This is a genomic window from Arthrobacter sp. NtRootA1 (genome assembly GCF_019976975.1).
Taxonomy (GTDB): domain Bacteria; phylum Actinomycetota; class Actinomycetes; order Actinomycetales; family Micrococcaceae; genus Arthrobacter; species Arthrobacter aromaticivorans.
Window position 1 is genome coordinate 2,188,845 of the sequence record NZ_AP024630.1, and the last position, 15,726, is coordinate 2,204,570.

The window sequence follows — 15,726 nt, forward strand, 5'->3', positions numbered from 1 at the left end:
ATCCGGATACTCACCGGCTGACGAACGTGCTGGTGCCCCACGCGTCAAGTGAGAGAATTGTGCCCGCCTCGTGGCTGATGCCCGAGACAGGATCGAAGACGGGCAGGGCCAAGGTGATCTCCTGCTTGTCCCATCCCCAGTTGAAAACGAACCATGCACGGCTCCCTCCGGCCACCGTGCCGGAGGACACATACAAGGGCAGCTTGACCTCCCCGGCAAGTTCAGTGGCGACGGGAGTCGGTGCCGCCCAGGCAAAGATTCCCCGTGCCAGTCCCGGAGAAGGAACGCAGCCGACCATAGTGACCCGGCCACTGCCCTGGGACATCGTGGTGACGGCCGGGAAATCGCCGAACCTCGGATGGTCGTATTGGGCGAGGACGCTCGCGCCTTCGGATCTCAACCCGTCAATCCAGGCCTCCGCCGAAGCCGATTCGTCCAGGACCAGCCCGTTGGGGCTGGGGACAACGCGGACAGCACCGTCCAGGTTCGAGTACTCCTCGTACCAGACCCCTGCGAGGTCGTTGAGCTTATCCGGTGCTACTGCGACCCGCGCCCGGGCTTCTTCGTCGGCGTAGCCGGTGCGTGGTCCGATGATGAGGTGCCCGCCTTCTTTGACGTAGTCGCGCAGTAGGTTCAGGTCCTCGTCGGTGGTGATATAGATGCCGGCGGCAACAAGAATCGGAAACTTGCGGGCAAGCTCCGAAGCGCCGATGGCATGGGATTGACTGATGTGGAGGATGCGGACCTGGCCCCCGGCGCCAATTACGCCACGGTGAAAAGCGTCCACGATGCGTTCGTAGGATTCCTCATCAGGGGCACCGTTACGGTGAAGGGGCGGCATGTACTGCATCGCGTAGCGGCTGGGGTTCGACCACAGGATCGCTACGTCGGCGTCTGGTTCGTAGCCGTCGAGTGCCAGCCCGATTTGCTTGAGTTCGGCGCCGATTTCCGCCACTTCGGTGTAGACCCTGCCTGGCTTGAGGCTGTGGGGCAGTAGCCCGCCCCAGTACGTTTCGGTGCCGTAGGGGAGTGTGTGCCAGTGCCAGTATTCGACCATGGCGGCGCCCCGGGAAATAAGTGCGAAGGCAGACTGTTTCAGTTGCCCCGGGTAGGACGGAAAGTTCTGGTCTGCCGTGCCGATGGACTGGGCGTTGGTTTCCGTCACGAGGTACCGGGCTTGCTTGGATGAATACATCCGGTCCGCTTGGCGGAACAGCCCCGCGACGCCCGTCGTGGTCCAGTAATTCGGCTGCGCAAGCTGCTCGTGCGCGTCCAAGTGGTCCTGCATGCCGTAGTACGGGTTGCCGGCCCCGATGTTGAGATTGGAGAACAACTGCTCGTCATCCAGCGCCCGGCGCGGGTACTGAAGACAAGTGGTGACAAACTGTCCGGGGAGGGCATATTCGCGGACCAGCCCTGCCTGCCAGGAAATGAAATTGGTGGTCAGCTCCGCCTGGAACCGCCGCCACGCCAGGTCGTACTGCGGGAAAGTGTTTCCGTCCGGCCGCCACAACTCTGACCAATCACCGATCCGGTGGGACCAGTACGTCAAACCCCATTCCCGGTTGAGGGTCTCGACGTCCTGGTACCGTGCCTTCAACCATCGTAGGAAGCGCACGAAAACACCGTGGTTGTGGAAAATCTCCAGTCCAGGTTCGTTGTCTACCTGGAAACCTACGACTGCTGGATGGCCAGCGTAGCGACCCAGTACGGCACGGATGACACGCTCAGCATGGAACAAGAAGCCGGGATGAGTGTAGTCAACCTCCTGCCGGGCGCCCCACGCTATGGGCTCTCCGGAGCGGCGCTCCGCCGCGATTTCAGGGTGTGCCTCCTGCAGCCAAGGCGGAACCGCGTAGGTCGGGGTCCCAAGGACGACCTTGATGCCGCGCTCTTGGGCGGCATCAAGGACCGGAGCCAACCACTCAAGATCGAATTCGCCGTCACGGGGTTCCCACGTTGACCACACCGATTCCCCTACACGGATGACATTAATCCCTGCGTCGTGCATCAAATCGAGGTCTTGGTGCAATCGATCCGTGCGGTGGTACTCAGGGTAATAGGCAACACCGAACAGCAGTCCGGACGGTTCGTAAACTGAAGGGCGAAGGTTCATTGAGACGTGTACTCCGTTGTCGTGCTCGAAAGGTATGTGAGGTACGTTACGGGAGGATGTTACCGGAAACAAGGCTATTTGGAATTTTCTGTTACCGGAAACAAACATCGCGCTTCCGCGGCGATGTTGCCGGTAAAGTAGTTTCAGTACGCACGAGACCGAACGTCTCGGCACCAAGGCCCGGAAGGGCGGATCAGGGGGCCCGTATGGAACTGGAAGTGCCTAAAGGCATGAATCAAGCTGGATCCGAAGACCCAACTGACCGTTCTGATGTCGACCCTACGAAGACCCCGACGATCTACGACGTGGCGAGGCTGGCTGGGGTCTCCCACCAGACGGTCAGCCGCTTCCTGCGGGGGTACCAAGGAATCCGACCCGAAACACGGGAAAGGGTCCTAAAGGCCCTCCATGAAGTGGACTACCGGCCGAACCTTGCTGCACGCTCCTTGACGACCGGCAGATCCCACCGCATCGGTGCCCTGACCCATGAAATTGACCAAGTGGGTCCCAGCAAGATCGCCCAGGGTGCCAGCATTGCCGCTCGCGAGGCGGGCTACCTGTTGGACATCGTCACGCTGGACATGAGCAACCGGGACGCCATCAACCAGGCCCTGGAGCTGATCATGCAGCATGATCTCGCCGGCGTCCTGGCGCTGTCATCAACCGATGAAATGACGCAAGCTTTCGAAGCGGCGGACTTCCGTGTACCCGCGTACATAGCTGCCGAGGAAGATGACGCCCGTGGTGGGCATCCATCCGAGATCACGTCCGTGGGACTGCCTGCCCTGTTGAGCCACCTCGCAGGCCTGGGACATCTGCGGCTGCTGCATATAGCCGGGCCCACTGCGTGGTCAGCCGCGCGGAACCGCGTCCGGGCTTATGAGCGCGCTGTGGCAAAGCACGGACTGGGCTCCCATGGCGTTTTGTATGGCGACTGGTCGGCCAAATCCGGGTACGACGCCATCATGAGCCTCAAAGGGCCCCTTCCTGTCACCGCTGTGGTCGCCGCAAATGACCAGATGGCTCTGGGTGCGATGCTTGCGCTGACTGAACGCGGCTACCGCATTCCCGAGGACGTCAGCGTGACCGGCATTGACGACATCCCCGAAGCGGCCTACTTCGCGCCGCCGTTGACCACACTCCGGGTTGACTTTGCCACCCAAGGCCGCAACGCTGTCGAACAGCTCCTTGCCCAGATCGAGCACCTCGTACTTCCTCCCAGACCAGCCCTGCCATCCCGCCTCGTCGCCCGGAAATCAACGGGCCCGGTAGGGCGGAACTTATCCGACTTGTCCGGGCAGTAAAACTAAAAACCCGCTGGCAGGCGCCTCAGCACCGCAGGCTCTCCCACACCGCCGCCCCGCTCGCTACATGCGCAGCGGAAAACTGAACAAGGAGCATGGACATGACCCTCGAAGCAGCAGGGCTCCCACCCCTGACCTGGACGAGCGTCGAAGGTCAAGCGGAGTACGAGCCCACATCTGCGACGCTGACCCTGACAGCTGCGCCGGGAGTCGATTGGAGTAACGATTCCCTCGGCGGGCAGCAGCAACATCGGGCCTCGGCACTTGGCTTCACCGCGCCAACATCTTTTTCGCTGTCCGCCAGGGTCAGAGTGGAGGCACCCCGGACGACGTTCGACGCCGGGGCGCTGAGCCTGTGGGTGGATCAAGACCACTGGGCCAAGCTCTGTTTCGAGCATTCTCCCCAGGGCGAGGCGATGGTGGTCAGCGTTGTAACAAACAACTATTCCGACGACGGCAACTCGACTGTTGTCGCAGAGCCATGGGTCCACCTCCGCGTGAGCCGGATAGGGCCAGCCTGGGCCTTCCATTACTCCGCCGACGGCAAGATGTGGAGCTTCGTCCGCTTGTTCAGGTTGGGCACGCCAAACCACGTCCATGTCGGGTTCCTGTCACAAGCACCACTGGGCGGGAGTTGTGTGGCGACGTTCGACATGATCCACCTGACGAGGCAACCACCCTCCAACCTGCGGGACGGTAGCTAGCGTCGCGGCCGGGATAGCGAGGACTTGTCCACATTCGAGTAGGCGAGGCACTGTTTCAGTGACTCACCTAGCCCGTGGCTCAGTTTATTCGTTGATGATTTTCACATCCATAGCGCTTCTACCTGATGGCCCATTTCTGGTTGGTCTGGTTATGGCAGCTCCAGATAATTACACGTAAGCGCGTCCGGAACTGGCTTGTGTTGGATTTACCTGTCCGGCTGCCCCCGGCTTCCTCGCTGCAGCTTGGCTCGGACGAACTGCAAATGACAATGCGCTCGGCATGCCGATCGCTATCTGAAGCAGGCAAGCATTGGCCTACAGCTGACGTGGAAAAACGTAGAAAGATCCTTCAGGACGAGTTAACGCAGCAGCTTCCACTCCCGTGCTCTGAATGCCGATAATTATCGTTTCGTCAGTTAGTCGATAGCGATCGCCTTAGGCTACTCGGATCTATCCTCATCGACTCTCGCGTTGGTTAGGCCCACGATCACTTCGATTAGAGCGGGACTGTCCGATAAACGGTGTGTGGGCTCCGGCGGTTTTCATTGTTTGATGCTTCTTTCGAACCGTCCGGCGAACGTTATGGCGAACGCGTTGAGCGCGGGCTTCCACCTCATGGTCCAGCGTGCTCTTCCGCCGCCCGTTGGATCAAGGGATCTGGTGACCAGATACAGGCATTTCAGGGCAGCATTCTCGTTCGGAAAGTGACCTCGGGCCCTCACGGCCCTGCGGTAGCGGGCGTTGATCGATTCGATCGCGTTCGTCGTGCAGATAACCCTCCGGATCTCGACGTCGTATTCCAGGAACGGCACGAACTCCGCCCAGGAGCACTCCCAAAGCCGCACGATTGCCGGATACCGTTGTCCCCACTCTGCCGTGAATTCAGCGAACCGGTCTTTGGCTGCCTGCTCGGACGGGGCGGTGTACACGGGTTTGAGTGCCTTCACGATGCCGTCGCGGTGTTGGCGGCCGGCATAGCGGAAGCTTTTTCGGATCAGGTGAACGATGCATTGCTGCACGATCGTGCGTTCCCATGTGGTCGTGATCGCTTCCGGCAAGGCCCTTGAGCCCGTCGCAGACAGCGATCAACACATCTTCCACACCCCGGTTCTTCAACTCGGAGAAGAACTGCAGCCAAAACCGGGCACCCTCGCCACTGTCACCGGCCCAGATACCCAGGATGTCCCGTTCCCCGTTCGCGGTTACTCCCATGACGACATAGAACGGGGTATTGCGTACCTGCCCGTCACGGACCTTGACCACGATCGCGTCAACGAAGAGCACCGGATAAACCGGATCCAGCGGCCGGGAGGACCATTCGGCCAGTTCGGCTGCGACTTTCTCCGTGATGCGGCTGATGGTGTCTTTAGAAACTCTGGCCCCTAAACCTCCTCGAAATGCGCGGCGATTTCCCCGGTAGTCAGCCCACGTGCCGAGAGCGAGAGCACGACCTCGTCGATCCCGTCCAAAAGCCGTCTCCGTTTCGGCACGATCATCGGCTCAAATGACCTGTCCCGGTCCCGGGGCACCTCAATCTCAACCGGGCCGATCTCGGTCAGCACGGTTTTTGATCTCGTGCCGTTACGCATGTTCGCGGCGACCGGTTTCTGGCCATGCTCATGCCCGAGGTGCTCGGTCAGTTCCGCGTCCAGTGCCGCTTCCAGGACGTTCTTCGTGAGCTGGTTCAGTAGTCCGCCAGGGCCCACCAGGCTCACGCCCTGTTCCTTGGCCTGCGCGAGCAACCGCTCCGCAAGCTCCTTCTGGTCAATGATTTCTCCCGTCACAGGATCGATCATCATCCCTGTCATCTCGGTCGCGGATTCTGACACGGCCGTCTCCTTCGGATCAGGCCGAACCCCACACACCGTTATTCAGACAGTCCCGTTTCTGCTGGCGAAACCGGCGTCGTTTGCCGGAACAGCTTCGCCGTGGCGTTTCGGCGTTCGAGGATGTCATGGCAACCAAGATCGGGCAGCTCAAGCCAGGTTAGGCGTGCGATGTTTTCTGCTTGTTGTACATGAGGAAGCAGATCGCAGCAGCGCGATCAAGGGCATTTCCAGAACCCTAGTAGTGACTGGTGAGTTGGTCAGAGAGACGTCCAGGCCGACGTCGGTGAAAGAGCGGTCGTTGGAGTTATCGGATTAAGTCATGTCGGGAGTGTTTGAGCGAACCATAGAAGTGTGAAAGGAGGTGGCACTATGGAGGATTCTTGCCCCCGTCCGGCCCTTGAAATTCCACTACATCTAGCCCTCGATTCGGGGCGGCTACCCGTCCGCTGCGCCGTCTGGGACGTCCTGCGTGGCACTGGTTCCATGGAAAAAGAGGGTGTGCACAATGTGCACACCTTTCGCCTCGGATTGCCTCGTACAAGCGCCGGGCTGGCCCGGATTCCGCAGGTTTCCGCGACTTCCCAGCAATATCAAGGCCGGGAATCGCGTTCGAGTCCCACCTCGGGCACGGCATAACCCCTCGTCAGAGGGGTTTTTGCTTTTAACTGTTGACAAACGTTGACAAGTCCCGCTGACTTGTTGTTCCGGCTGGTGCCTGGCCGCCGGAATCGGCCTGTTCAGTTTGGATGTGGGAGCGGGGTTGGCGTCCTGGCTGGTGGGCGCTCCGCTGGCTCTATGCTGCGGTCATTCGAGTTCCTTCTTTCGGTTCTGTCCGGTAGGTCTGGGGCGGCCTACACCTGTTCATGGGCTAGGGGATTAGGTACGACATGACTTCCGCAGATTTCCATCTCGTCGGTTTCAGCCATGAGATTTCCGGCATAGCACGGCGCCGAATACTTGCTTTGTCGGGCCAAGAGAGGTGTGCACGTTGTGCACACTTAAGTCTGTTTTGTTTCTGACCACGGTCTGCTCTCTTTCTTGCCTTCATGTGTTCATTTCGCCCGCCGGATTCGGCGACATGACAAGGCAAGCACCCATGGTGCTGTCCCGGCGCTTCGTCTCGTTCTTGGTGAGCAGCTGCATTCCAGCGACGAGGGTGACGGGGCTGTGCTGTCTCGAGACCGTCGGGCTGTCAGGTTTGGGTGTGGTTCAACGTGACGGGATTGGCATCTTTCGCATAGGGATCACGGCGGGCCCTTGGCTCAATCCCATCAGGGTAGCGGGCGCGGCGCTATGTCGGGCCCAACCGAAAGACTAGTCACGCCACAACGCAAGGACTGCCGCTGAGATGCCATCGTTCCCAACGGGTCTCGGGCGCCTCTCACGTCACAGTGCGTCCAGCCAGTAGCGGTCACGGGCCAAAGACCTGAGTGTGAGCGCCTCCTGCGGCACCCGAATGCCGGAGCGCAGCATGTCGGCGGCTTCCAGCATCAATCTTGCGTCCTCAAGCCATCCGACGAAGGCGCCAGTCTGTTCAGCGGTGAGGGGTGGCTGGCCGCCCTGGCGTATGCCACTGCCCAGCAGGGCGCGATACAGATCGAGCGCCGGGGTAACGGGCGGCAGCCTCTCTCGTGCCGCGGTTTCGGCGGTATTGCGAGGGATGCGCAATCCGGCGGCATCTAGATCGCCAAAGTACCGCACACGCTCCAGGCCGGGCAGGTCGCCGACCGACCGCACGGAAGCCTCGAACGCGCCTCCGGCGCCCCATGCAACGTGGCCGACGGGCCCCGGATTTGGCGCCAGAACAGTACGAATGCTGTGGAAGGTGTTGTCGTTCTCGACCACCAGCAGTACGGGCCCGTCTCCGATTCGAACGACGGGCAGGGGTGGGTGGGTGCGGAACGTTCGCAGCAGAGTGAGGCTGAGCCGTTCCGGCGCGAACACATTCGTGGTCAGGAGGCCATCGAGCGCCTTCTCGTGCCCGAGAACCTCCAGCGATCGCTCGCGCAGCGGTATGACGTCGGCTTCGCGGCCGTGGTCTCGGAGCCAGTTGTTGACCAGGCGGAGCTGGGCGACCTGCCCCAAGGTCAGGCGGGTGCGCAGCACCCAGGCAAGTTCAGGGCGCCAAGCGACGGTGCGGGCGAGTGCAGCCGCGGACTCAGAGGGCGCCGGCGGCGCCAGCGTGAGCCTGGACGGCAGGTGTGGCCAGGCGTGGATGTCCTGCTTCTTCGATGGAGTCACCAGCCCGGCTGCCGCTAGCTGCTCGATGGCTTGCGCGAGCCCAGCCCGCCGGTCGGGCCGTCCGGCGGAAGCGGGGTCGGCCGTGGCCCACAAGGGCCACAGGTCCGTCAGGGTTACTGTCCGCCCAGTGACACGCTCAAGCAGGGTCCCCAGCCGGACGGCGCGCGGGCTCAGTTGCACTGCAGTGCCATCTCCCGGCTGGCCGGGTTGACGACTGTCCCTAGCGGTCACGGCATCTCCATCGGCTCATCGGCGTCGCGCACTTCGCGGGCAGGAGTGGCCGGGTGGCGGTGGACACGGGTCGCGGTGACGGTGCCTGGCGCGGACGGACCGCCGTTCTGGTCCCCATTGGCGGCAAGTTCGCCGTCAGAGTATGGGGCTGGCAGCTTGCGGCGCATGACCTCGGCGACCCGAATGTGCTTCAGCCCGGCGCGCAGGTCGGCGTCGTTGCGCAGGCGCACCCACAGCGGGAACGCGGCGAGCACCCGGTCATCGGAGATGCCTGTCGTGTAGATCAATTGGACACCCAGAGAGCGGGCGACGGACTGTTGCAGGTCGATCAGGTAGGAGGCGTTCGCGCGCCCGATCGGGTTGTCGAGGAAGAGAACGCCGGAGTGCTTGGACCGCATCTGGCCGCGTTCGTTCGCGGCGAGAGCAGCCAGAGTGCAGTACAAGACGATGGCTGCAGTCAGCTCCTGCCCGCCCGAGAACACATCGTTCATCTCCTCGATACTGACCCGTTCGTCGCGGAGCACGGAGTCTGGCTTGAGGACGTCTACGGTGAACCCCGTTGGAACCGAGGCGTTGAGGGCGTTAAGCAACAGCGCCATCCCGTCGCGGCGCATACTGCGGGACTGTGTGCCGACAGCGCGGGAAGCGTACTCACTGGCGACCCGGTCGACAACCTCTCCGACGCGCACGCTGATCGCGGTGCGGTCCGGCTCGCTGAACGCGATCCGCAGGAACGGGCGTCCGCCCCATTCAGCGAGGTCCTCAGGTAACCGGGACAGTTTGGTGGCCCGGCGTAGGGTCTTGAGGGCCTGGTCGACCAGCGCGCTGAGCCGGTCGACGATGGTCTTGCGGTGCCTGTTGGCGTTCTCCAGGTCGCTGGTCAGGGTCGCCAGTCGAGCCTGGAGAGAGATGGACCACTCGGCAGCACGTACCGGGAGCGTGTTCCGGTTCGACTCCAGTATGCTGCGCCGCGCCTGGGTGGCCAGCGATTCATACCGGGCCAGGCTGGCGTACGCGACCAGCTCCTGGGCTGCGTCCGCGAGCTCGTTACGGCAGCTCTCGAGCCGGTCCTTGGTGTCACGCAGTCTGTCGACCGCGACGGATGCAGCCTGCTGGGCAGCGGCCTCGTCGGCGGTGTACGCCGTCGCAGCAACGCCTGCTGGGACACCCTCAGGGACTCCTCCCAGGAGGGTGACCAGTGGCAGCAGCGCCTCGTTGATGCCGCGGGCGGCGTCGTCAGCTGCCCGGCGCTGCTGCTCGAGCTTGCTGACGATGCCGGTCGCTTCGTCGAGGCGCTGCTGAGCCTGCCGGGACTCCTGCTGCGCTTCGACCTGGAGCTCACGGCCATGCCTGGGGTTGGTGGGCTGCCATTGTTCGCCAAGGCTGGTCCACGATCGCCGGCCAGGCTCGGTCGGAGAAGCATCCAGAACCGCCTGTTCCAGCTGCCCGGCGCGCTTGCCGAGGCGGTCGGCTTCGGCCCGCAACGTCGAGACGGCGCGGCGTGCGTTGTCGGCGCCGACGCTCCACGACGCACGGTCGGCACCCGCTGGTGTCGCGCGGAGCCGTTCGGCCTCGACGACGTGCCCGGCGTCGCGCAGGGCAAGCGCAGAGCGCTTTGACTGGACCTTCTCGGCGGCCTCCTCGGCGCGGCGGCGCAGGTCGGCGTCGACGGCTGCGGCCAGGTAGGTCTGCTGGGCTGCGGCTGCTGCCGCCCGCAGGTCAGCCAGTGACGTCGTCGGAACTTCCTGCGAGGGCTGCCCGCTTGTTGAGGGCACTTCGTCACGGGCGGCCCGGTGGCGTCGAGCCTGCCCACGTGCCTGCTCAGCCAGACGGGCGTGTTCCTCCTGTGTCTGCTGGGCACGTTCACGGCGGTCGAGTGCGTCGCTGGCGGCTGCGTTTTGCCGGTGGACCTCTGCCTCGTGCTCTGGTAGGAGCTGCTGCACCTGGGCGGCGGACTCGACGAGGTAGGCGAGGCCCTCCAGCTTCGCAGCGCGTTCTGAGGCGCGCCGCTCTTGGCCCGCTATCTGCTCGACGTCGGAATCCGCCCGCTCGTGATCGGCAGTGGCCGTCTCCAGGTCTCCCTCGGCAGCGTCGAGACGCTCCTGCGCGGCGCTTGCGCGAGTGGCGGCGTCGGCTGCAGTCTCGCGGAGCTTGGCAAGGTGTCCCGGAGGGTTCGAATTCCGCCATCGGTCGAGGTCGCTGCATGCGGTGGTTACTATGCCCAGCTGCTCGGCGCCGAACTGGAGCTGCTCGCCTCGGCGGGTCATCTGCTCGCGCAGTTCCTCGCGCCGCTGGGCGGCGGACTCCTCGTCGAACAATGCCGGGGTCGGGTCTACCACGAACACGTCCGAGCACTCGTCTCCGTCCCGCACGGCGGGTGCGTCGACCTCTGAGATGCTGGCGTTGATGCTGAGCAGATCGGCGCCGGACCCGACCGCGACTGCCGCTGCCGGAAGCAGCCGCGCCTCGGTCAGGGCCTGACGTGCTGCGGGCATCTGGTCGCGGTCGATGACCACCACCCCGTCAGCCAGGGCGGGGTGTTCGGCGATCAGCTCAATGCGCTGTGCGGCCGGAACGGCATCGTGCAGATAGCGCCAGCCGGCGTGCGCGACGACGCTGGCGGCGTCCAGGACCTCCAATGCCCGTTCGACTTCTTCGCGCGGAGGGAGCAGCCCGCCCGTGCCGAGCGCCTCGACAACCCGTGCATCCTCGCGCTGGGCTGTCCGCGACTCATCGAGGTGCTCGGTGTGGTCCACGATGTCGCGGGCGAGCTGGGCAAGGAGTCGGTCGCATGACTCCTCGAGCTCATCGACGCTCAACGCGTCACCGGACTCCGGTCTGTTGTCCTTGGTGGGGGCGGACTCTGCTCCGGCGGCCTCTGCGAGCACGGTGAGATGGCCCAGTCGCGTAGCCTCGTCCTCGACTGCGCGCAGGTCACGGGAGGTGCTGTCGGCGGCGGCGGTTCTGGTCCGGAGCTCCTTCTCGGCTTCCTTGACCGCGCCCGTGGCTCGTTTCACCTTCGTTTCCGCGGCGGCGGCTTTGTGCTTGGCCTCGGCGAGGCGCGTGACGATGGTGGCGTGGACGCCTTGGGCGGTCTCCACGACGTTGGGCACCTGCCCGGGCGTGGTCCCGGCTGGCACCAGCCCGGCAGCGGCCTCGGCGGTGAGCCTATCAGTCGCCGCGCCAACCGTCTGGACGGCCGCCCGGTGCCGCTCACTGGCGGCGGCGGCGGCCCCCAGCGCACGGCTGCGGGCAGCATCGGCGTCGGCCGCTGCCTGCTTGGCGGCGGCAACTTGGGCGTCGTTGTCGGAAGCCTCCCGGTCACTGGCATCGGCCTCGGCCAGGTACTTCGCAAGCAGCCGGCCAGCGGCTTCGTCGCGTCGTGCCAGCGCGGGCGCGGCGTCATCGTCGGCGGCCGCGACCTGCTTGGCCAGATCGTCGGCGGTCGCGATGGCTTGGTCACGTTCCTCAATGGCGGCGATGGTCTGCCATCCGTGCAGCTCCAGGTCGGCGGCAATGAGCTGCTCCTTGGTGTCTGTCGCCTGCGTCTCGGCTTCGTCAAGCTCGAGCTGGAGCGTCTGGCGGCGGACCTCGTTGAGGAGCGCGCGGGCGGCGTCACGCTCGGTAGACCGGGTGACGACGGCCGTCTGTGCGGCTGCGTATTCTGCGGACAGCTGGGACACGTTCTCCCGCTCGAACCGCAGGCGCAGGTCGAGCTCAACGGCCAGGGTTTCGGCGCCACGGAGAGCGGCTGCCGCGTCGTGTGCGGCCTCCTGGTGGGCGATGTACGCGACTGAGAGCGGGTCCAGGCAAGCGATGACCCCCTCGAGGAAGTCGCGCTCTAGCAGCATCTGCTCGCGGTCGGCGAGGTTCGCTGCCCACTGGCTGAACGTCTCGGCGACCGAGGAGGCGTCCTTGGGATCGGTGACGGTCGTCAGCAGCCAGTCGACAAACTCCCTGGAGGAGGCGTACTTGAACGCCTTGGCGGCTTCGCCCTCGTCGACGTTCATCCGGCGCTGGATGTCGAATAAGTCCGGTTCGATACCGCGCTCGCGCAGGTGTGCGCGCCACCGACCCTGGTCGTCGCCGAGCCAATTTAGCTCGGTGGTCGCCTCGAGCCGGTCTACTTCCTGCACGGCCTCGCGGAACCCTTCGAGCCGTCGTCGGTGCCCGTCGTGAGCGACCGGAAGCGTCTCGAGGTCTAGTGATTGGCTGGGCCGGAAGGAGTACCAGGCCTCGGCGACCGGGTACTTGTCACCGCTGCGAGTTCGCCGCTGGTATACCTTGGCGGTCACGAGCCGTTCCCCGGTGGTCACGTGCATCCATTCCAGCGCTACATGGCCGGTGTCGCCGTCGAGGACGAACTTGTCGAGCGAGGCGCCGCCGACGGTGTTGCGGCGCCCGGGCAACACCACGCTGAACAGCAGCTTGAGCAGGACCGACTTGCCGCCGCCGTTCTCCAGCAGCAGCAGCGAGAAAGGCGAAGGCCGCCGCGTGAGGGCGTCGAACAGGCTCCGCGGAGGGACTTGCTCCCCGAGGCCGGACAGGTCAATGGTGACATCGGAGTAGCGGGCACCGCGGGGGCCGATGCTAACTAGGCGAGCTCGGTTCAATTCGTACATGGTGGCGTTCAGCTCCCGGAGCGGATGTTGCGGATCGTCGCGATGGATGTGGCAGTACATGTGGTGGTCACAGCTGGCTCACCGTCTGGTCGGTCCACTCGACGGGCGTAAGCGTTCCGGTGCCGTCGGTGATCTCGGTGATGCCGAGGGAGAGTAGCTCGGCGAACATGCGGCTGCCGGCCTCGGCAACCTGGATGCGGTACCGGCTGGTGGTGGCGTAGGTGCCGCCGTCCTCTTCGCTGCGCTTGACAAGCATGCCTTGGTCGGCCAGGAAGGTGAGAGCTTTGCCAACTATGCCGATGGTCGAGGACGCCACCCGGCGTCCGTCGCCGGAGCCGGGTGTCGCGGCACGGCGCTGGTAAACCCGCCAAGCTGTTTCCAGATCGGGGGTATCCGCTGACGGATCGACGTCGTCGCCGGCTTCGGCGGCGGCCTCACTGAGGCGGCGGCAGGCTTCACGGACAAACGCCTCGACGCCGTTGACGGTGACGCGGCCCACGTAGGCAGGGTTGGAAAGGTCGGCGGGGCGAGGATAGGCCAGGGTGGCGGCGCCGAGATGCGCGAGTGCGTGCAGGACGCGTTCTGCGGCCTTGCCTTCCCCACCGGAGCGGCGGGCGTAGTCAGTCATCCGGACTGCGAAGACGCTTTCCTCGCTGCTGGCGACGACGAGACCGTGCCGGTCGTCCGCGTCTAGGATGACGAGATCCAGCCCCAGGCAAATGGCTTTGACGAGTTCGGCGAACCCGTCATCATGGTGGAACCGGCGGACGAGTTCGGCGTAGGTTTCGTCGCGCGCTGGGCGCAGCTTGGGGCGCAACGCAAACGCCACCAAACGGGAGGCATCGGCGACGGCCCCGACGGAGCTGGCAGTGGTCTGACCGGTTGAGCTCATGGTGCGTTCTCCTGGATCATGTTGCTGTTCATGTTCCCCTCCGGTTTTACGTTCGTGGGGCCGGCATCAATGGTCTCGGTCCCATCGCTGGCCCAGTGGCTGCCGTCGGCGGTTTCGAGGACGATAGGTTGAGTGTCGCCGGACCGGGTCTGGAGGACCTCGGCGCGGGCGACCAGGAGATCGGCGCCGGCGAACGCCGGGTCCTGGAGCACGGTCCCGTCATCAAGGGCGATTAGCACAGTTGCGTCGTGGTGGCGTCGTGCGACACCGATCTCCTGCGCAGCCAGGGCAAGGACTCGGACCACGACCAGCAGCGGCAGGTCTTCAGCGTCGGGGTCCTCGGACTGACGTGCGCGTGCGTCGGCCAGCAGCCCGGACAGGCGCTGTGGCGCAGCGGGGTCGAGATCCAGGAGGGATGCAAGATGTTCGTAGCTAGCGCCTGGGAACCGCGGCGGTTCCTCGTCGAGCTCGATTTCGGGATCCTCGATGAGGCCGCCGAGGGGGTCTCGTTCGGCCGGCGGCGTGATGAGTCCTTCGAAGAGGTCGACCAGACGCAGCGCGTGCGGGACGATGAGGCCGGCGGCAGGGCTGAAGAAGCGCAGCAGGGGCACGTCCGCTTCAGCGACGGGACGGGTTAGCACCGGCTGGAGCAGCTGGGCATGCAGGTCAAGGGCGGCCCGGATCGGTCCGGGGGCGAAGGTCTGGCGGTCCTGTTCGGCACGGAACCGGCGGCCGGCGGTCTGGAGGCCCGCTTGGAGCTGGTCGTGGCGGCGGAGGCAGTCACTTACGAGGTCGACCAGACGCGCTGCGTGCGCCTTGCGGGCGGGGGTGTCGGCGGTGTCGCGGACTTCGGTGAGGTTGACCAGAATGGCGTTTTCGGCCCGATAGCGGCCTTCGATGTGGGCGAGGGCTTCGTCGATAAACGCCGGCATGGCCTGGGCCCAGTCGACGTTACGGACATCACGGCTGGTGGCCTCGAGCCGTTGCCGGAGCATCTCGCCGTACTGGATGGTGCGGTAGCGGGCGTTTTGCGCCGCGGCTTGTGCTTCGCTGAGCCGGCCACGCTTTATGAGGATATCCAGGCGGACGTCGGCAGCTATATGCGCGGCTTCGAGGTCAACCTCGAGCGCGCCGACGAGGACATTCACAGCTTCGTTCGACGCGCGCAGGTAGAGGTCCCCGTCGAGGCCGCGCGTCTCCTCAAGCAGCTTGAAGTCGAAGGTGCGGCGCTCGTACCCGCCCGGCCCGGTCAGGCCATATACGGTGCGGAACCCGCGGTCAGTAGATCCGACGTTGAGGAGGTTCTCCAGCACCCAGCTCGCAACACGCTGATGTTCCGCGAGTGCGCGGTCTGGAGCTTGTGCGGTGACACCGGCGGCCAGATCTTTCAGCACGGACACGGGGCGGGCACCGGTGTCGAAGTCCATCGCGATGGTGACTAGGTCGATGGCGTGCAGCGCGAGCTCGGCCATCTGGTACACGGTGTAGTCGGCTGACTGTACTTGGGCCTTGCGGGCGTCAAGATCATGCAGCGGTGCCGTCGTCGCAAGCGCTTTCACCCGCTGGGCGAAGCCGGCCGAAGTCAAAGCCCTATCAGAGATAAGGTCACTTGCGGCATCGTCAAACGGGCGGCCTGGCTCGAATTCGACTTCCATACAGGTCAGGGTAACGGCGAGCGGTGACATTATGGGCCGAGTCACAGGGAGCCCGCTAGTTCTGACGCGGAAGGTAAGCGATAACGGAAGGTCAGTATACTGGTGATGACCCGCTTGTCCCGGTCCAAGTGG

8 protein-coding genes and 1 pseudogene are annotated in these 15,726 nt (G+C 64.4%); 3 read left to right on the top strand and 6 right to left on the bottom strand.

Features of this window, described 5'->3' with window-relative positions; all coding sequences use genetic code 11:
- Nucleotides 1-10: 10 nt before the first annotated feature.
- The gene (locus LDN90_RS09890) at nt 11-2,116 is read right to left on the bottom strand and encodes a beta-galactosidase (RefSeq protein ID WP_223948889.1); all 2,106 of its coding nucleotides are present in this window, start codon (nt 2,114-2,116) and stop codon (nt 11-13) included.
- 206 nt (nt 2,117-2,322) lie between these two features.
- On the opposite strand from LDN90_RS09890, the gene LDN90_RS09895 reads away from it, so the two are divergent.
- Both LDN90_RS09895 and LDN90_RS09900 read left to right on the top strand, forming a co-directional pair.
- Entirely contained in the window at nt 2,323-3,420 is a 1,098-nt protein-coding gene (locus tag LDN90_RS09895) for a LacI family DNA-binding transcriptional regulator (protein ID WP_223948890.1), read from the top strand.
- Nucleotides 3,421-3,521: 101 nt separating this feature from the next.
- The gene (locus tag LDN90_RS09900) at nt 3,522-4,124 is read left to right on the top strand and encodes a DUF1349 domain-containing protein (RefSeq protein WP_223948891.1); all 603 of its coding nucleotides are present in this window, start codon (nt 3,522-3,524) and stop codon (nt 4,122-4,124) included.
- Between the two features lie 542 nt (nt 4,125-4,666).
- Here LDN90_RS09900 and LDN90_RS09905 read toward each other — a convergent pair.
- The 3 genes and pseudogenes from LDN90_RS09905 to LDN90_RS09915 form a co-directional block, all read right to left on the bottom strand.
- Nucleotides 4,667-5,923: pseudogene (locus LDN90_RS09905) on the bottom strand (IS256 family transposase).
- A 1,416-nt stretch (nt 5,924-7,339) separates the two neighbouring features.
- Nucleotides 7,340-8,425 (bottom strand): Wadjet anti-phage system protein JetD domain-containing protein, encoded by a 1,086-nt coding sequence (locus LDN90_RS09910; protein ID WP_223948892.1) that lies wholly within the window; start codon nt 8,423-8,425, stop codon nt 7,340-7,342.
- Complete coding sequence (locus LDN90_RS09915) at nt 8,422-12,720, bottom strand: hypothetical protein (protein ID WP_223948893.1); 4,299 nt, start codon at nt 12,718-12,720, stop codon at nt 8,422-8,424. Before LDN90_RS09915 ends, LDN90_RS09910 begins: the two co-directional genes overlap by 4 nt.
- A gap of 21 nt (nt 12,721-12,741) precedes the next feature.
- On the opposite strand from LDN90_RS09915, the gene LDN90_RS09920 reads away from it, so the two are divergent.
- The gene (locus LDN90_RS09920) at nt 12,742-13,023 is read left to right on the top strand and encodes a hypothetical protein (protein ID WP_223948894.1); all 282 of its coding nucleotides are present in this window, start codon (nt 12,742-12,744) and stop codon (nt 13,021-13,023) included.
- 91 nt (nt 13,024-13,114) lie between these two features.
- On the opposite strand, the gene LDN90_RS09925 is transcribed toward LDN90_RS09920, so the two are convergent.
- Entirely contained in the window at nt 13,115-13,939 is an 825-nt protein-coding gene (locus LDN90_RS09925; protein WP_223948895.1) for a hypothetical protein, read from the bottom strand.
- Nucleotides 13,936-15,594: a hypothetical protein gene (locus tag LDN90_RS09930; protein WP_223948896.1), complete on the bottom strand. Its 1,659-nt coding sequence runs from the start codon at nt 15,592-15,594 to the stop codon at nt 13,936-13,938. The genes LDN90_RS09925 and LDN90_RS09930 overlap by 4 nt, the downstream gene beginning before the upstream one ends.
- Nucleotides 15,595-15,726: the final 132 nt, after the last annotated feature.

Coding starts and splice junctions, on each gene's coding strand:
- LDN90_RS09890 (WP_223948889.1), bottom strand. CDS start 2,116: ATGAACCTTCGCCCTTCAGTTTACGAACCGTCCGGACTGCTGTTCGGT.
- LDN90_RS09895 (WP_223948890.1), top strand. CDS start 2,323: ATGGAACTGGAAGTGCCTAAAGGCATGAATCAAGCTGGATCCGAAGAC.
- LDN90_RS09900 (WP_223948891.1), top strand. CDS start 3,522: ATGACCCTCGAAGCAGCAGGGCTCCCACCCCTGACCTGGACGAGCGTC.
- LDN90_RS09925 (WP_223948895.1), bottom strand. CDS start 13,939: ATGAGCTCAACCGGTCAGACCACTGCCAGCTCCGTCGGGGCCGTCGCC.
- LDN90_RS09930 (WP_223948896.1), bottom strand. CDS start 15,594: ATGGAAGTCGAATTCGAGCCAGGCCGCCCGTTTGACGATGCCGCAAGT.